Source organism: Acidaminococcus hominis, assembly GCF_022484025.1.
GTDB classification, from domain to species: Bacteria; Bacillota; Negativicutes; order Acidaminococcales; family Acidaminococcaceae; genus Acidaminococcus; species Acidaminococcus hominis.
On the sequence record NZ_JAKVMG010000001.1, the window covers coordinates 365,334 to 382,971 of the forward strand.

Annotated in this window: 18 protein-coding genes, 1 other RNA gene and 1 riboswitch; of the genes, 18 read left to right on the top strand and 1 reads right to left on the bottom strand. The window is 54.8% G+C overall.

Annotated features, from left to right (window positions below):
* Positions 1–35: 35 nt before the first annotated feature.
* Positions 36–647 (bottom strand): ECF transporter S component, encoded by a 612-nt coding sequence (locus LKE88_RS01770; RefSeq protein WP_105325591.1) that lies wholly within the window; start codon positions 645–647, stop codon positions 36–38.
* 495 nt (positions 648–1,142) lie between these two features.
* On the opposite strand from LKE88_RS01770, the gene LKE88_RS01775 reads away from it, so the two are divergent.
* The 18 genes from LKE88_RS01775 to LKE88_RS01860 all read left to right on the top strand — a co-directional run bounded on the left by LKE88_RS01775 (position 1,143) and on the right by LKE88_RS01860 (position 17,561).
* On the top strand, positions 1,143–1,994 hold the full coding sequence (locus LKE88_RS01775) for a ChbG/HpnK family deacetylase (RefSeq protein ID WP_105325590.1): 852 nt from the start codon (positions 1,143–1,145) through the stop codon (positions 1,992–1,994).
* 17 nt (positions 1,995–2,011) lie between these two features.
* Positions 2,012–2,917 (top strand): 1-phosphofructokinase, encoded by a 906-nt coding sequence (pfkB, locus tag LKE88_RS01780; RefSeq protein WP_105325589.1) that lies wholly within the window; start codon positions 2,012–2,014, stop codon positions 2,915–2,917.
* A 15-nt stretch (positions 2,918–2,932) separates the two neighbouring features.
* Complete coding sequence (locus LKE88_RS01785; protein WP_118286670.1) at positions 2,933–4,864, top strand: PTS fructose transporter subunit IIABC; 1,932 nt, start codon at positions 2,933–2,935, stop codon at positions 4,862–4,864.
* Positions 4,865–4,942: 78 nt separating this feature from the next.
* Entirely contained in the window at positions 4,943–5,200 is a 258-nt protein-coding gene (locus LKE88_RS01790) for an HPr family phosphocarrier protein (RefSeq protein WP_105325587.1), read from the top strand.
* 13 nt (positions 5,201–5,213) lie between these two features.
* Positions 5,214–6,797, top strand: a complete 1,584-nt coding sequence (gene ptsP, locus LKE88_RS01795) for a phosphoenolpyruvate--protein phosphotransferase (RefSeq protein ID WP_276802512.1) — start codon at positions 5,214–5,216, stop codon at positions 6,795–6,797.
* Positions 6,798–6,808: 11 nt separating this feature from the next.
* A complete protein-coding gene (locus LKE88_RS01800; protein ID WP_270440807.1) occupies positions 6,809–7,537 on the top strand; it encodes a BUD32 family EKC/KEOPS complex subunit in 729 nt (242 codons plus the stop codon).
* A gap of 19 nt (positions 7,538–7,556) precedes the next feature.
* Positions 7,557–8,261, top strand: a complete 705-nt coding sequence (locus LKE88_RS01805; RefSeq protein WP_105325585.1) for a tRNA (adenine(22)-N(1))-methyltransferase — start codon at positions 7,557–7,559, stop codon at positions 8,259–8,261.
* Entirely contained in the window at positions 8,242–9,036 is a 795-nt protein-coding gene (locus LKE88_RS01810) for a Nif3-like dinuclear metal center hexameric protein (protein WP_105325584.1), read from the top strand. Before LKE88_RS01805 ends, LKE88_RS01810 begins: the two co-directional genes overlap by 20 nt.
* Before the next feature lie 11 nt (positions 9,037–9,047).
* Positions 9,048–9,971: a 3'-5' exoribonuclease YhaM family protein gene (locus LKE88_RS01815; RefSeq protein ID WP_105325583.1), complete on the top strand. Its 924-nt coding sequence runs from the start codon at positions 9,048–9,050 to the stop codon at positions 9,969–9,971.
* 34 nt (positions 9,972–10,005) lie between these two features.
* An RNA gene (gene rnpB / locus LKE88_RS01820) (RNase P RNA component class A) lies at positions 10,006–10,344 on the top strand.
* A gap of 22 nt (positions 10,345–10,366) precedes the next feature.
* Entirely contained in the window at positions 10,367–10,684 is a 318-nt protein-coding gene (gene trxA / locus LKE88_RS01825; protein WP_118286667.1) for a thioredoxin, read from the top strand.
* A gap of 61 nt (positions 10,685–10,745) precedes the next feature.
* The gene (locus tag LKE88_RS01830) at positions 10,746–11,687 is read left to right on the top strand and encodes a glycosyltransferase family 2 protein (protein ID WP_105325581.1); all 942 of its coding nucleotides are present in this window, start codon (positions 10,746–10,748) and stop codon (positions 11,685–11,687) included.
* Between the two features lie 48 nt (positions 11,688–11,735).
* A riboswitch (cyclic di-AMP (ydaO/yuaA leader) is annotated at positions 11,736–11,857 on the top strand.
* 22 nt (positions 11,858–11,879) lie between these two features.
* Positions 11,880–12,578 (top strand): C40 family peptidase, encoded by a 699-nt coding sequence (locus LKE88_RS01835; protein ID WP_199614429.1) that lies wholly within the window; start codon positions 11,880–11,882, stop codon positions 12,576–12,578.
* A 194-nt stretch (positions 12,579–12,772) separates the two neighbouring features.
* On the top strand, positions 12,773–13,150 hold the full coding sequence (locus LKE88_RS01840) for a metal-dependent transcriptional regulator (protein WP_105325579.1): 378 nt from the start codon (positions 12,773–12,775) through the stop codon (positions 13,148–13,150).
* Between the two features lie 472 nt (positions 13,151–13,622).
* Positions 13,623–14,039 (top strand): GNAT family N-acetyltransferase, encoded by a 417-nt coding sequence (locus LKE88_RS01845; RefSeq protein WP_105325578.1) that lies wholly within the window; start codon positions 13,623–13,625, stop codon positions 14,037–14,039.
* A gap of 153 nt (positions 14,040–14,192) precedes the next feature.
* Entirely contained in the window at positions 14,193–14,891 is a 699-nt protein-coding gene (locus LKE88_RS01850; RefSeq protein WP_105325577.1) for a response regulator transcription factor, read from the top strand.
* Positions 14,892–14,914: 23 nt separating this feature from the next.
* On the top strand, positions 14,915–16,507 hold the full coding sequence (locus tag LKE88_RS01855) for a sensor histidine kinase (RefSeq protein WP_276802516.1): 1,593 nt from the start codon (positions 14,915–14,917) through the stop codon (positions 16,505–16,507).
* A 13-nt stretch (positions 16,508–16,520) separates the two neighbouring features.
* The gene (locus LKE88_RS01860; RefSeq protein ID WP_158572297.1) at positions 16,521–17,561 is read left to right on the top strand and encodes a M15 family metallopeptidase; all 1,041 of its coding nucleotides are present in this window, start codon (positions 16,521–16,523) and stop codon (positions 17,559–17,561) included.
* Positions 17,562–17,638 lie beyond the last annotated feature (77 nt).

The window sequence follows — 17,638 nt, forward strand, 5'->3', positions numbered from 1 at the left end:
CATACTCAGCATCCTTTCTTCATTCAGGTTTATCGTTAGCGATTTTTGTTGATCAGGTCCGCCAGGGCTTTGCTGGATTTTTTGAACAGCAGGAAGCTCACCAGGGATACAATTCCGTATTTAATCAGGTTAAAGGGAAATACCGTCAGCAGCAGAAACCCATTGAGAGAGTGCACGAAAGGGTTGGTGGCGGAGCCCATTTTCACAATGGTATCTAGGGAAATCCCAAACATCTTGACGTACAGGGGCAGGGCCACGTACCGGTTGGCCAGCACCGCAAACAAGCTGGCAAAGCCCGTACCCAACAGCAGCGCAGGAATGGCACTTTGGGTGGTGCGGAACTGGTGGTAGAAATAGGACGCCGGCAGCACATAGGCCAGGCTGCAGAACAGGGCCATCCATTCTCCCACAAAAGCCGTACTGCTGCCGGTGAGAAACACCTTGATGAGAATCTTGATCAGGGCTGTCAGAGCAGCTGCACCGGGCCGCAGAAAAAAGCCCGCCATAATCGCCGCCACATCGGAAATCTCAAATTTCATATACGCCGGGGCAAAGGGCAGCGGAAACTCGAAAGCCATAAGCAGGGAGGACAAAGCCCCCAGCACCCCTATAAAGACCCGGGAACGGGTTTTGTATTCGTTGATCATGCGTAGCGCTCCTTGGTGCGTTTTCTCAGTGCTCCTATCCCAGAGTACTGATATGGAATCATTATAGCACAGATTTCTGCTAAATTGGCTGCGGTTGTAGGGAAACCAGGAACAACGGAGAAAAACTGCTGTTAGGGGAGCTTTTACTAAGAAACGAATGGCCAGCTGCAACACTTTTGCCTGACCAGCCTTTCGGTACCGTCCCAGCCAGGTGCCTATTTTCCCACAAAAAAAGAACGCAGCAAGCCCTGCGCCCTTCTGGCCATGAAGAAGAGAGTACTCCCCAACAAGCTGCTGGTCAACAGGTCCTCATCAGGGTCCAGTCTTCTTCTATTAATAGAAATATTACAAAACAAGCACGTTCCTGTCAAGCTACTAACAAAATTGACCAATTTGCTGGAAAGCCTGCATCGGCTTTTCGTTTCATAAGTGACAAGCTCCTCATTTTACGATACAATAGAATATCAAGTATTCAAATAAGGGCAGGCTTAGATTATGACCAAAAAGTTGATTGTTAATGCCGACGATTTTGGCCGGCATTCCTATATTAATGCGGCGGTGCGCCAAGGGGTGGAGCAGGGGCTTATCCGTTCTGCCACGGTAATGGTTACCGGGGAAGCCTTCCAGGAAGCGGTGGATATTGCCAAAACCCACCCGGAACTGGGACTGGGCATCCATTTCACCCTGGTAAACGGCAAACCGGTGCTGCCAATTAGGGAGATTCCGTCCCTGATTGACCCCAAGACCGGTGAATTCTTCCCCAGCCACAAGGAGTTTGTGAAGCAGTATCTCAGCGGCAAGGTCCGCAGAAGTGACGTGAAAAAAGAATGCAAGGCCCAGCTGGAAGCTTTTTTGGCCACCGGCCTGCGTCCCACCCACGCTGACAGCCACCAGCATATGCACGTGCTGCCGGGAATCATCGACATTATCCTGAGCCTCTGCGAAGGCTGCGGGGTAAAACGGGTGCGGATTCCCGCCATTCCTGTGTCCCTGCTGGCCACCCGGAAAAGCAACCTGGGTGAGCAGGTGGGCCGTATGGGCCTTCATCTGCTGGCAGAGCGGGCCCGGTCCAAGGCCAAGGCCAGGGGCTTTCTTACCCCCGATTACTTTGGCGGCATTGTGGCCGGGGAGGCGGTGGACCTGAGCAATTTCCGGACCATTCTGCTGCAGCTTCAGGAAGGCACCACGGAAGTGATGCTGCACCCGGGCACGGACAACGCAGTGCTCCAGCCAGCTATCCAGTGGGACCACGATTTTGAAGCCGAACTGACCGCAGTAACAGCGCCCCAAAACCTGGACCTGGTGAAAAGCCAGGGGATTTCCGTAATTAATTTCACCGATTTATAAGAACGCGAGGAACTTTTATGATTTATACCGTAACCTTTAATCCCAGCCTGGATTATGTGGTGACCGTGCCCCAGTTTCAGGTGGGGAACATCAACCGGACCCAGGCCGAGGAAATTTTCCCCGGGGGCAAGGGCATCAACGTGTCCATTATTCTTACCCACCTGGGAGTTTCTACCAAAGCCCTGGGCTTTAAGGCCGGCTTTACCGGGGACGAGATTGAACGCCTTTTGGCACAGTACGGCATTCCCGCAGAGCTGCTGCCGGTAAGCAGCGGCTTTTCCCGGATAAACGTCAAGGTGCGGGGCAGCAAGGAAACGGCCATCAACGGCCAGGGGCCCCAGGTGTCCCCAGAGGATCTGTCCCGGTTGGAAGCCCAGCTGGACCAACTGACCCCAGAGGATATGCTGGTGCTTTCCGGGGCCAAGCCCAGCGGCGGGGCCGATACCCTGTACTGGGACCTGACTGCCAAAATGGCGGCAAAGCAGGTCCCCTGCGTAGTGGACGCCACAGGTGAGCTGCTGAAAGCAGCCCTGCCCGCCGGTCCCTTCCTGATTAAGCCCAACCGGGAAGAACTGGAAGAACTGCTCCAGCGGCCCCTGCCAACCCGGCAGGACTTGGTTGACGCGGCCCTGGAACTCCAGCGGCTGGGAGCCAGAAACGTTTTGATTTCCCTGGGAGCTGGCGGTGCCCTCCTGGTGGATGCACAGGGCGTGGTGCATACCAGCGCCGCTCCCGCCGGCACTCCCGTAAACACCGTGGGGGCCGGGGACAGCATGGTAGCTGGTTTTTTGGCTGGCTACCAGAAGACCCAAGATTACACCTATGCCCTGCGCCTGGGGATTTGTGCAGGCTCGGCTACGGCTTTTGCCATGGGCCTTGCCACAGGCGACGCCATTGAACAACTGATGCAGGAATTGCAGTAACGAAAGGAAACCAGCATGCAAATTACTGATTTACTGAAACGGGAAAGTGTAGAATTAAACGGAAGCGCCGCTTCCAAAAAAGACGTATTGGAACAAGTGATCGCCCTAATGGTGAAACAGGGAAATATTGCCGACCCTGCCGAATACACCCGCAAGGTGTTCGCCCGGGAAGAAGAAGGAAGCACCGGCGTAGGGGAAGGGGTAGCCATTCCCCATGCCAAGACCCCGGCAGTGACCCGGCCCGGCCTGGCCTTCCTGCGCTGTCTGGACGGAGTGGAATTTGACTCTCTGGACGGCCAGCCGGCCAAACTGTTTTTCCTGATTGCTGCTCCGGATACCGAAGACAATGTGCATCTGGAAGTGCTGAGCCGGCTGTCCACCCTTTTAATGGACCCGGATTTTATTGACGCCCTGCTGGCAGTGCAGGATGTGGACGCGCTCTACGCCCTGATTGCCAAGGCAGAAGCTGAGAAATTCCCGGAAGAAAAGGCAGAGCCGGAAGCCCCTGCTGCCAGTCCTGAAGCTGCTCCAGACGAAAGCCCAGCCCCAGAAACCCCGGCACTCCAGATTCTGGCAGTGACTGCCTGTCCCACCGGCATTGCCCATACCTACATGGCTGCCGAAAGCCTGGAACAGCACGCCAAAAAACGGGGCATTTCCATTAAAGTAGAAACCAACGGCCAAAGCGGCGTCAAGCACGCCCTGACCGCCGAGGAAATTGCCGCTGCCCAGGGCATCATCGTAGCAGCGGACAAATACGTGCCCATGAACCGCTTCAAGGGCAAACGGGTGGTCATCGTGAAAGTAGCCGACGGCATCAACAAGGCTGACGAGCTGTTGGACCGGGCCCTGTCCGGCACTGCCCCTGTTTTTGAAGGGGAGACCGGCGGTCCCGAGGCCGAAGGCACCCAGGAAGAAAGCGGCGCCAGACGGGTGTACAAGCACCTGATGAACGGTGTTTCCCATATGCTGCCCTTCGTCATTGGCGGCGGCATCTTGATTGCCCTGGCTTTCTTGTTTGATATGGGCGCCGCAGGTACGGCCCAATTCGGCAGCAGCACGCCCCTGGCAGCCTTCTTCAAGCAAGTGGGCGGCCTGGCCTTCAGCTTTATGATGCCCATGCTGGCCGGTTTCATTGCCGCCAGTATTGCTGACCGTCCCGGCCTTTTGGTAGGCTTTGTGGCTGGCGCCATGGCTTCTACCGGGGGCAGCGGCTTCTTTGGCGCCCTGGCTGGCGGTTTCGTGGCCGGCTATCTGATTCTGGCCCTGAAAAAATGCCTGGGTTTCCTGCCGGAATCCCTGGAAAATATCAAACCCATTCTGCTGTACCCGGTGCTGGGCCTGATTATCATGGGCGGTCTTATGGTGCTGGCCATCAATCCTGTCATGGGTCTGGTAAACACCTGGGTCAACGGTACCCTAAGCGCCATGAGCGGCTCCAGCAAGATTCTTATGGGGCTGATTCTGGGCGGCATGATGTCCATCGACTTTGGCGGTCCCCTGAACAAGGCGGCCTACGTTTTTGGTACGGCTTCCCTGGCGGGTGCCAACGGCGCGGCTGTGTCTTCTCCCTTTATGGCTTCCGTCATGGTAGGGGGCATGGTGCCTCCTTTGGCCATTGCCGTGGCCTGCCTGCTGTTCCCTAAGAAATTTACAGAGAAGGAACGGAGCGGTGCTGTGTCGAACTTTATCATGGGACTTTCCTTCATTACCGAAGGGGCCATTCCCTTTGCTGCCGAAGACCCGGTGCGGGTAATTCCTGCCTGCGCCATCGGAGCAGCCCTGGCAGGTGCCCTGTCCATGTTCTTTGGCTGCACCCTGCCTGCACCCCACGGCGGCATTTTCGTTCTGGGGGTTGTACAGAACTGGCCCATGTACCTGGTTTCCCTGGCTGCTGGTACGGCAGCGGGCGCCGTTCTGTTAGGTTTCCTGAAGAAAAACGTCTAGTAATGGTATAATAGCAATAACAGAGAACGCAAAAGCTAATAATTATTTCCGGCCCAGCCGGAGCAAGGAGTGGAGATTATGGTTCAATTTACGTATACGATTCAAGATCCTCAGGGGATTCATGCAAGACCGGCAGGTCTTCTTGTGAAGGAAGCTGCTAAATTCCAGTCTAAGAGCACCATGACCGGCAACGGCAAAACCGGTGACCTGAAACGGATTTTCGCCGTTATGGGCCTTGGCATCAAAGCCGGCATGGAAGTGACCATCGCTGTGGAAGGTCCGGACGAAAAGGAAGCCGCCCACGCACTGGAAACCTGCATTCGTGCCAATCTCTAAGGGGGTGCAGCCCATGTTCTTAATCGAGGGAAAAGGCGCTTCGGAAGGTATTGCCGTAGGTCCTCTGCTGGTAAAACCCGCCAAGGCCCAAAGCTCCGCTTCTCCTATCAGCACCCTGGCGCCGGAGCAGGAAGTGGCCCGGTTTCAGGCCGCCCGGCAGCAGGTTCTGACCAATCTGGAAAAGCTGCGGGTGAAAGCCCAGGCGGAAGCCGGGGAAGAAGAAGCCGCCATTTTTGAAGTGCACCAACTGATGCTCCAGGATCCGGACCTGAACGATGCCTGCGAAGCCCTGATGGTCCAGGACCATCTGACTGCCGAAGCAGCCACCCGGGAAGCCACGGCCCAATTTGCGGCCATGCTGGAATCCATGGACGACGAATATATGCAGGGACGGGCTGCGGACGTGCGGGATATCGGCGGCCAACTGGACGAACTGCTGACCAGTGGCAAGGATTGGACCAGCCTGCTGACCCGGCCGTCCATCATCTACGCCGATGACCTGACCCCCAGCGAAGGCAGCAGCAATTCCCATACCTCCATTTTGGCTCGGACTATGAAGATTCCGGCCATTGCCCACACCGGGCAGAACCTGACGGAGGAGCAGAATGGAATTTTGGCCGCCATGGACGGGGGCAGTGGCGCCCTGTTCCTGGAGCCTGACGAAGGCATTCTGAAAACCTTTAAGGAAAAGGCGGAAATCCTTTCCGGCAAGGCCCACGAGCTGGATCAGTTCCGGGGCCGGCCCACCATGACCGCCAGCGGCAAGGGCATCGCCCTGTACGCCAACGTAGGGGGACCGGAAGATATGCCCCTGGTCCGGGAAAACGATGCCGAAGGCGTTGGCCTGTTCCGCAGCGAATTCCTGTACCTGGGCCGGGATACCTTCCCCACGGAGGAAGAACTGTTCACTGCCTACCGGGATGCGGCGGTGGCCATGGAAGGCCGCCGGCTGATTATCCGTACCCTGGATATCGGCGCTGACAAGAAGGCGGGCTATTTTGACCTGCCGGAAGAAGCCAACCCTGCCCTGGGCTTCCGGGCCATCCGGATTTGCCTGAAACGGCCGGATATTTTCTACACCCAGCTGCGGGCCATTCTCCGGGCGTCTGCCTACGGCCAGGTAGCTGTCATGTTCCCCATGATTACCTCCGTGGACGAAGTCCAGGCCTCTAAGGAACTGCTGGAAGCAACGAAAATCAAACTGGCCCAGGAAGGGATTCCTTTTAACCCTGACCTGGAAGTGGGCGTCATGATTGAGACCCCTGCTGCAGCCCTGATCAGTGAAGACCTGGCGCCCCTGGTGGATTTCTTCAGCATTGGCACCAACGACCTGGTGCAGTACACCCTGGCGGTGGACCGGCAGAACGCGGCCCTGGAAGACTTGGCCAATCCGGCCCATAAAGCCGTTTTAAAGCTGATCCAGGCCACCATCTACAACGGTCACAAAGCCGGCATCTGGGTGGGCATCTGCGGGGAAGCCGCAGCCAACCCCGACCTGATTCCGCTGTTTATCACCATGGGTGTGGACGAGCTGAGCATGGCTCCTGGCCGGATTCTTCCTGCCCGGAAACTGATCTGCTCCCTGACCGTTGAGTAGTGAGGCGCGGCATGATCAATCTGGATTTCAAGAAAGCCGTGGACCAGGCCATTGCCGCCCACAAGGATAAACGGGTGCTGTCCTTTTCTTATGAAGGACAGGACTACTTTATCAAACGAAAAATTTCCAACCACCGGAATGCCTTTGCCAAACAAAGTGTGGAAGGCGCCTTCTGGTGCGAGGTTTATAAAATTATGACGGTGAACCAGTATTTTCCCCTGGCACCGGAAATTGCCCTGCTGCAGGACGACTATTTCGTCATGAAGGCAGTGGGCAAGACCATGCAGGGCGTGGCCAAGGAAGCCCCCTGGCAGGACTGCCGGGACCGGGCCTACAAACTGGCCGGCATTTCCCTGGCAAAACTCCACGAAGTGGGGCTGCACCACGGCCGGCCGGCACTCCGGGACATTGCCTACAATAAAGAAACGGATACCATTACCTTTCTGGATTGGGAAAATGAAAAGCGCTTCATCGAAGCAGACCCCCGGGTGCTGGACCTGATTCTGTTCGTCCACAGCTGCCTGAGAGAACATTGGCCGGACAACCATTTGCTAGATGAAGCCCTCAAGGGCTATACGGCCAGTCCTACCGGCCGGGAAATGGTGCGGGGTGCCAAAGCCCTGATTAAAAGCCACCCCAAAGCTTTTTCCCTGTGCAAGAAACTCCGGGTCTTTGGCTGGCGGGACGTAACCAGCCTGGACGATACCCGGAAATACCTGGAAGAGATACCCCTGGCCTAGCCAGGAAAAGGAGAACCCTATGCATTTTGGTGCACGGCTGGAAACAGTCGCCCGCAATATCCCGCCCTGCAGCAGCTTTGCCGACATTGGTACGGATCATGCCTACCTGCCGGTGCTTCTGCTCCAGCAGTGCAAAATTGAAAAAGCCGTGGCCGGGGACGTGGTGCCCGGGCCCTGCGAGGCTGCCCGGAAAACCGTCCATAGCTTTGGCTTCACTGGCAAGCTTGACGTTCGCCTGGGCTCCGGCCTCACTGTGGTGCAGCCTGGGGAGTGCCAGGTGTTTGCCATCTGCGGCATGGGGGCGGGGACCATGGTCCAGATTTTGGACGAGTCCCCCCAGGTGTGGCAGCATCCCAGCTGCCAGGCTCTGGTACTCCAGCCCATGAGCGACAGCGCCCTTTTGCGGCACTGGTGCGAGCAGCATGGCTGGGCCATAGCGCACGAAGACCTGGCCCAGGAAGGGGAGCGTCTGTACGAGATTCTGGTACTGAAACCCCAGCCCGGCTGGAAGTATCCCGGCACCTGCTATCTGGTGGGTCAGGACCTGGTTGACCAGCACCATCCCCTGCTGGAGCCCTTTGTGACCCAGCTGCAGGACAAGTATCTCAAGCTGCTTGCCAGCATGGAAAAAAGCCCTCGGGCCATCCATACGCCCCAATACCGGGAATATCAAGAAACAGCAAAACAATTGGAGGAGATTTTACGTGGAAACAACGGTAACTGACATTTGTATTCTCATGAACGAATTGGCACCGGTCCATTATGCCGAAAGCTGGGATAACCCTGGCCTGCTCTTGGGTCACCTGCCTGCCCCTGTGCACAAGATTCTGGTTGCCCTGGACCTGATGCCCGAAGTGGCCGAACAAGCCATTGAAGAAGAAGTGGACCTGATTATCACCCACCATCCCTTCTACTTCCATCTGCCCAAAACCTTGGCGGTTACGGACACCAAAATGGAAGTACTGTACGAACTGATTAAACACGATATCGCTGTATACGCTGCCCATACCAACCTGGATGCAGCCAAAGGCGGGGTTAACGACGTGCTGGCTGCCAAGCTGGGCCTGGAAGATGTCCAGGAAATTCCCCGCAAGGACTGCCCCGAACAGGGCCTGGCCCGGATCGGCGTGCTGCCCCAGCCTATGGAACTGGCTGACTTTGTCGCCCTGGTGCGGGACAACCTGGGTGCCGAGCACCTGACCTTTGCCGGTGGGGACGAACCCGTCTTCAAGGTAGCCGTAGTAGGCGGCAGCGGCAGTGACTTCATGGAAGATGCCCTGGCAGCCGGCGCTGATACCCTGGTTACCGGCGATGTGAAGTACCACGTGGCCCAAAAGGCTGTAAACCTGGGCCTGAACATTGTCGACGGCACCCACCAGCTGACGGAAATGCCCGTAATCGATGCCCTGGAAGAACGGCTGAAAGCCTGGGGCGCTGAAAACGACCGCCATTTTGAAGTCATCCGGGCTCACGAAGACCGGCTGCTTCAGAACGTGTAAGGGGTGCGCCCATGATTAAGGATCTGCAATTGGGAAATGCCATGGAACAGCCTTGTCTGGTCCGCCTGCAAAAGATTGGCACTTCCTCCAATGGCAAGGCCTATGCCAAGGGCGTGCTGGAAGACAACAGCGGCTCTGTTCCCTTTATCTGTTTTGAAGCCGGTCCCATCAGCCGGCTGCGGAGTCTGACCGCTCCGTCCCCCTGCCAAATCTCAGGGAAGGTGGATATCAACAAATATTCCAACCAGATGGGTCTTCAGGTCATCGTCCACGAGGCAGCCTCCGTGAGCCCCGATATGGACCTGTCCGTGCTGCTGCCCAGCGGGAATATCGACCTGGACCAGCTCACCCTGGAGCTAAAGACCTGGATGCGACGGATTCAGCACCCGGGCCTGGAAAAACTGGTGCACACCATTCTTTCCGGGGATACCCTGACCCGTTTCCTGCGCAACCCAGCCGGTACCCGGCTGCACCACGCCTATGTGGGCGGTCTGCTGCACCACACGGTTTCCATGACCAAACTGGCTGCCGCCATGGGCAGCACCATTGGGGACGTGGATATGGACCTGATTATTGCCGGAGCCCTGCTCCACGACGTGGGCAAAATCCGGGAAATCTCTGGGGAAATTGGCTTCCCGTACACCACCGAAGGCCGCCTGATGGGGCACATCTCCATTGGCGCCATGGCCGTGGACCGGGCCGCCCGGAAGATTCCGGAAATCAGCCCGGAGCTGCGCCAGAAGCTGCTCCACATTCTGCTTTCCCACCATGGAGATCAGGAAAAAGGTTCCCCGGTGCCCTGCGCCACCAAGGAAGCCTTCATTGTTCACTACGCAGACGAAGTGGATTCTGTAATGAATCAATTTCACCAAAAAGAACGCCCGGACAGCTGGGAGTTCGACAAAATGTTACAGCGGTATCTGTACAAAGCTTGACGGAAATCGGTACCTATGGTACAGTGTTCTAATGTGAGTGTGAAAGATAATCGCGGCAGCGTAACAGCTGATGAGGAAAGTCCGAGCTCCGCAGGGCAGAATGCTGGATAACGTCCAGTGGGGGCGACCCTAAGGAAAGTGCCACAGAAAACAAACCGCCGGCTTGCCGGTAAGGATGAAACGGTGCGGTAAGAGCGCACCAGCAGTCAAGTGATTGGCTGGCTTGGTAAACCCCATTCGGAGCAAGACCAAATAGGGAAGGGATGAAGCGGCCCGCTGATCCTTCCGGGTGTGTCGCTTGAGCCTGCAGGCAACTGCAGGACTAGATAAATGATTATCACATACAGAACTCGGCTTAGTGAGCACTCACATCCTATTTTAAGGAGGTTATAACCATGGAATTACTGCATATTGGTGATAAAGCTGGTTTTGATGTGCTGATCCAAAAAAGCGAGAAACCCGTGATGGTGGACTTTTGGGCTACCTGGTGCGGTCCTTGCCGGATGCTGGCTCCTGTAATCGAAGAATTGGCCAACGACTATCCTGAGGTCCAGGTTGCCAAACTGGACGTGGATCAGGTGCCGGAAGTGGCCCAGGAATTTGGCGTTTCCGCCATTCCTACCGTCATCGTCTTTAAAGGCGGCCAAACGGTGCAGCGCTTTGTTGGCGTACAGCCCAAGGAAGTCTTTGAACAGACCCTGAGAACTTTATAATTTGCAATAACGCGGCTGCCAACGGCAGCTGCACAAGGTATTCTAAAGGAGAAAGACAAGAATGAAGAAGGTTTCCTTTGTAGTTCCGGTCTTTAACGAACAAGAGAATATCGGGGAATTCTACAGGCGCATTACGAAAGTAATGGCGCCTTTTCCTTATGACTACGAGCTTTTGTTCATTGACGATGGTTCCTCAGACCGGAGCCCCATTTTGCTCCAGGAACTGGTGGACAAGGACTCCCATGTCCAAGCCTACCTGTTTGCCCGGAACTTTGGCCACCAGCTGGCTCTTACCTGCGGCCTGGACCATGCCTCCGGAGATGCGGTGATTTCTATGGACGGAGATCTGCAGCACCCGCCGGAAATGATTCCCCAGCTTCTGAAGCTATGGGAAGAAGGCTGGGAAATTGTCCAGACCGTACGCCTCACCACCGAAGACGCCAGCTTTTTTAAGCGGTTTACCTCTAAGATGTACTACAAACTCATCAATACCATGTCCGAAGTCCGTATTACCCCCGGCGGCTCCGACTTCCGCCTGATGGACAAAAAGGCCGTACAGGCCTTCCGGCTCTACCGGGAGAGGGCCCGTTTTATTCGGGGCATGGTCAATAACCTGGGCTTTAAGGTCACCACCATTGATTTTGTGGCACCGCCCCGGTTTGCAGGACATTCCAAATTTAATCTGCGAAAAATGCTCCGCTTTGCCCTAGATGGTATCACTGGTTTCTCCCGTGTCCCTCTACGGTGGGCACTATATGCGGGATTGATTTTTGGCCTGGGTTCGCTGTTACTTTTGTTACACGTATTGTACGTAAAATACATTATTCAAGACGCTGTCCCTGGATGGACCACACTGGCCGCTGCAGAGTTCTTTTTAGGTGGTACAGAGCTCCTGGGCATCGGCATTGTAGGGGAATACGTGGGACGCATTTTTGATGAAGTTAAACAAAGACCTCTATATATAGTTCGTGAACATCTAGTGAAAAATAAGGACAAAGAATAGACAGTCCACGGCAGAATTGCTATAATGGAGTTCGGTGAAAACAACAGAATATACAAAACGCCGAATCGTAGTGATACGAGCGGGGGAACCAAAGTGGGGTTAATTTCTTCGGAATAGGGTATCTCGACCCGCACCCGGCAGCTAACCTCGTAGGCGAATCGAGAGGATGTGTTTATCATTTTTAGGAGGATGATGCTGGGAGTGATGCTCGCAGCCACAACAATGGCCGTGGCATTACCGGCGCAAAGCGTTTTTGCCAGTTACAATGTGGGTACATCAGGACCTGATGTAGCCGAGATTCAGAACGAGCTTTCCGACCTGGGCTATTATAATGGTATTCCCGACGGGGTGTATGGGGCCGATACGGCAGCCGCCGTTAAAAAATACCAGGCCAGCATGGGTTTGGAAGCTGACGGGGTGGTAGGCGATTACACCTACTCCAAGCTGATGGGAAAACGGATGCCCTCCAGACGGTCTGACTACGGTGTCAGCCGGGGCTATGGTTATGGGTATGGTGCCAATACGGGCATGGTGCGGTCTTTGATTTCCACCGCCTATGATTACGTTGGCGTACCCTATGTATTCGGTGGTACGACCCCTTGGGGGTTTGACTGCTCCGGGTACACCCAGTACGTGTTCCGCCAAATCGGGGTGGATATCCCCAGAACGGCTGATGCACAGTACTACAGCTATCCGAAAGTTTCTGCCAGCAACCTGCAGCCGGGCGACCTGGTCTTCTTTGAGACCTACGAACCGGGGCCTTCCCACTGCGGCATTTATATTGGCAACGGACAAATGCTCCAAGCCGGAAGCAGTACGGGCGTGACAGTGTCCAATGTATTTTCCGGGTATTTCGGTGCCCGCTATATCGGAGCCTGCCGAGTCCTCTAAAAGAACACAAAGCAGTGTTTATTCATGAGATTGATCATAAATCCCTGAACAAACACTGCTTTTTCCTTTATTTTCCATTGTTTATAGAATGTTTATGAACGCAGGTTTGCGTCCCGTGGATAAATAGGCTATAATATTGGTAATGCATAGAAGATTATCTATGTGCAATTCTTGACAAGAAATTAGGTGAAACCATGGAAGTACATGAAGCAGCAGAAATGTATCTGGAAACCATCCTTGTACTGAAGAATCGCCTGGGATTGGTGCGCTCCATTGACGTGGCCAACGAAATGGGCTATTCCAAACCTACCATCAGCATTGCTATGAAAAAATTTCGTCAAGAAGGTCTGGTTACGGTGGATGAATCCGGCTTTATCAATTTGACGGAAGCTGGACGTGATATTGCCGAGAGAATTTACGAAAGGCATCAGGTCCTGACCCACATTCTGGTGTCCCTGGGGGTATCCCAGGACCACGCAGAAGAAGATGCCTGTAAAATCGAACATGATATCAGCGATGAAACCTTTGCAGCCCTGAAGAAGGAATATTTACGGCTGAGGCAGAAAAAATAGGCACAAGGAATGCGGGCATCAGATTGGCAGAGGTAAAGCAGCTCTGCTGATCTGATGCCTTTTTACTTTTTGCTTATTGGTCTCCTTAGTGGTTCGCCGCTCTCCAATCAGCTGCGCCCTACGGGCTTGCTTCTTGGGCTGCTATCACATGGGTCGCATGTTCCAAATATCCCTGGTCAACTTGTAAGGATATTTGGATGCGACCGCAAAGCGTTGCGGGGCTGACTGAGGAGGTTCAACCAACTTTTTTCCAGCTGTTGACTGACGGAGTTTCACAAGCAGTTTCCAAAGCTGAAAACTTTTTCCCATATCTTCACACAATTTTCATCTTTTTGCAGTATCCTATGCAAAATGTATTTTGTATAAAAAATCCTGCTCCAGCAGGAAAAGGAATCCCATCTATTAGCTCGAATAATTACTACGGGAGTGCTGTTTAGCACGCTGCCCATTCGCAAAGGAGAGACTTACCCATATGGAATTTAAAACCTATGCTTTCCTTCCTCCAGAGGCCAAGGCCCTGCGGGAAGCCGTTTTCGTCAAAGAACAGGGCTTTCAGGTGGAATTCGATGATGTAGACAAGACCTGCACCCATGGAGTGCTTTTTGACGGAGACCAGCCTGTGGCCTGCAGCCGCTTCTTTCCTGGAGACGCACCTCAGAAGTATATTCTGGGCCGCATCTGTGTGGACAAAAGCCGCCGGGGAACCGGATTAGGCTCTGTCGTAGTGGAAGAAAGCGAAAAGGCCGTTGCTGCCCTGGGCGGTCAGTCCGTGATTCTCCACGCCCAATGCCGGGCCCAGCATTTTTACCATACCCTGGGTTACCAGGAGTACGGGCCCGTTGAAGACGAGGAAGGCGTACCTCATCAGTGGATGCGCAAAAAAATCTAAAGTATTTTTCTAAAAAACACGTCCCTTTTTGCTAAAAACAGGTATAATAAGGGGAATGTTCCGCCCTGAGGTTTTCCTTTAGGGCCCTTGGACAGCCGTAAAAGGCGGCCCATCAATCCGGCAGTTTTCTGCCAGAACAGAGGGGTATTAACTATGGAAAGACAACAAACCGTATTGATTGCCGATGATGAGGCTCAGATTCGTGAGATTTTGAGCCTGTATTTCAAAAAAGAAGGCTTTAAAGTCATTGAAGCAGCAGATGGAGCAGAAGCTCTGGTGCAGGTACAGGCCGGTAAACCCGACATTATCCTGCTGGATATTATGATGCCCGTGCTGGACGGCCTGGAAGTATGCAAACAGGTCCGGAAGATTTCTGATGTGCCTATTATCATGCTCACCGCCAAAGATTCCGACGATGACCGCATCCTGGGTCTGGAAATTGGTGCGGACGATTACATCTCCAAACCCTTCAATACCCGTGAGGTGGTGGCTCGGGTCAAGGCTGTGCTGCGGCGTACCAGCCAGTCCATCTCCAGCTCCAACAAGCAGGTCCTGGAGTATCCCAACCTGATGATCAACTTGAGTGAATACAGAGTCGTTGCTTTCGGTCGGGAAATTACCTTCACCGCCAAGGAAATGGAACTGCTGTGGTGCCTGGCCTCCAACCCCGGCATCGTGTTCTCCCGGAACCAGCTCCTGGAAAAGATTTGGGGCTACACCTACTATGGCGATACCCGTACCGTAGACACCCATATCAAACGGGTGCGTCACAAACTGGATATTCCCCCGGATTCTAGCTGGGATATCATGACCGTTTGGGGCGTTGGCTACAAGTTCGAGGTCAAAAAGTGAAAAAGTCATTATCAACCAGGCTCATGTACAGTTACATGGGCCTTATTGTGGTTATTATCGTGGGCATTTCCATTGGCCTGTCTTATCTGATTACCGACTATTTCTTCAGGGCCAAGGAAGCCGAACTGAACGACAAGGGCAGCCAGGTGGCCATGATGGTCCGGTATTTCAATGCCATGGACATGGACAAGACCAACCTGCGCCAGTACCTGACCTCTATGGACCAGCTGATTGGTGCCCGGATCTGGTTGTTCAATACCCAGTACGAGCTCATTGGTGCCTCCGAATCTTCGTCCGAAGATGGCGAAGCAGCCTCTCCCTCCAACCTGGAGCGGGAAGCCAAGTGCCGGGAAAAATGGCAGAAGTCCATTACCGCCATCGACCAGCAGCTCCGGGACGGCGGGCCCCTAAGCGACCAGGTGAAGGACATCATCACCCAGGTATACCATGGTGACCGGGTGAACGCCCGGATTTTCCACCCCTATTATAAGGAACAGGTGCTGATGGTGGGTTTGCCCCTTACCGATTCCCACGGCCTTCAGACCGGCGCCATTCTCTTGGCCTCTCCCATTGGGGGCCTGAATAAGGTTCTAAAGGATATTTACCTGTACACCATTGGCGTGGGGATTATCGCCCTGATTATCAGCATGGTTATCGTCCGCAGCCTGACCAAACGCATGGTCCAGCCCCTGATTTCCATGAAAAACAGCGCCAAGGCCATAGCTTCTGGGGATTATTCCCTGAAGGTCATTGTAGACGGGGACGACGAAATTGCTGACCTGGGCCGCTCCCTGAACTCTCTGAGCCGGGACCTGGAACAGTTCGTACTGAAAACGAAAAAAATGGAAAAGATGCGCCGGGACTTTGTGGCTAACGTATCCCACGAGCTTCGGACTCCCATTACCATTATCCAAGGCTATAATGAAGCCATTTCTGACGGAACCATTACGGATCCCGAAGACATCAAAAAATACCGCAAGCTGATCAACGATGAAACCCTGCGCCTGGAGCGGCTGATTAACGAACTGCTGGATATCAGCCGGCTGCAGAAGGGAGAAGGGGAAGAAATGGAACCCATTCCCTTGGCCCAGGTAGTGGAAGCCGTGGTAAATATGCTGGAAGGCCGAGCCCATCAGCGGGACATCCGCCTGGACCGGTACCTGGACGACAGCCTGTACGTCTATGGCAACGGAGACCGGCTATACCAGCTGGTGATGATCCTGGGGGACAACGCCATGAAGTACTCTCCGGACAGCTCGGTGATTACCTTCAAGGTCACCCAAAATCCGGACCAAAGCACCGAGCTCACTGTCAGCGATCAGGGCTATGGCATCCCCGAGGAGGACATTCCCTACATTTGGGAACGGTTCTACAAGGCGGACAAATCCCATTCCCGGCATATTCCGGGTACCGGCCTGGGCCTTGCCATCGGCCGGGAAATCATCCGGATCCACAAGGCCAAGGTCCAAGTCCAAAGCCAGGTGGGGAAGGGAACCAGCTTTGTCATTACTTTCCCGCCCTGTGACCAGCATGCGCCCCAGCCCGGCACCACCCGGGAGGCAGAAGTGGTGGAAAATGTTCACCCTCTGCCGGACGACGATACCATCGAGAAGTAAAGGAGGAATCTCCATGAAGCATACGAAACTCACTGCCCTGGCTGGGGCCCTGTGCCTTAGCCTGAGCCTTTCCTGCACCGCCCTGGCTGCCGTCTGGCAGCCGGAAGAACTGCCCCAGGATGAAGCCGCCCTGATTGGCTTCTACCGTTCAGGCGGGGAATCTCTGGCGGTACGGGAGCGGGACGGCCACCTGGAAATCCTGTATCGGTTCCAGCAGGGAGATAAGGACTTCACCCAAAGCAACGAATTTGCCCTGACCAAGAACCATTACGATTCCTATGCCCTGCGGGAAGTGGGGCCCAATACCGATGCGGAAAACGACATACGCTTTGACCGGGACTCCCGGGGGCAGGGCATCAGCCTGGTCATTGGCCAAAGAAGCTACACCCGGTACTTTGCCGGCGGTGAAAACGGCAAGCCCATCCGGATTACCCCAGCGGCCCCTATGGACCAGCTGCGGCAGGAAGCCCAAAAGGCTGCGCCGCCCAACCTGCCCTACGACAAGACCGCTGACCTGGTGGAGCTGAGCTCCGTAGTTCCCGGTCTGCAGTACGACCTGCGCTATACCACGGACAACAACCTGTTTGGTACGCCGCTGGTCACCAGCACCCATGCCTATTTGGACCGGAATGCAGCCCAGGCCCTGGGACGGGTGCAGACGGCCCTGAAACCCTACGGCTATGGCTTGGTTATCTGGGAAGCCTACCGCTCCTGGAGCGACTTTAAGACCGCCACCCTTGCTCTTGGCACCAAAAATGCCGCCATGCTGCCCAAGGCCGAAGAAGGCTATTCCCACAATTCCGGCCGTTCGGTGGACGTGAGCCTGTACGACCTGAGCTCTGGCGCGGAAGTACCGATGATTTCCGACTTTGACGAGCTCTCCCCGGCCCAATACGCCCAGTTCCCCGGCGGCACCCAAAAGCAGCGCTGGCTCCGGGATCTTTTGCGGCAGCAGATGACCCTGGCCGGCTTTACCGGCAGCGATATGGAATGGTGGCATTTTGACTACGATGCCGGCAGCCGCTATCAAATTCTCAATGTACAGGTGCAATAAAAATACAGACGTGCTATAATAATTTGGCTGTTTGTGCGGTGTATGGTACAATACAAACAGAATATCTACTATATATT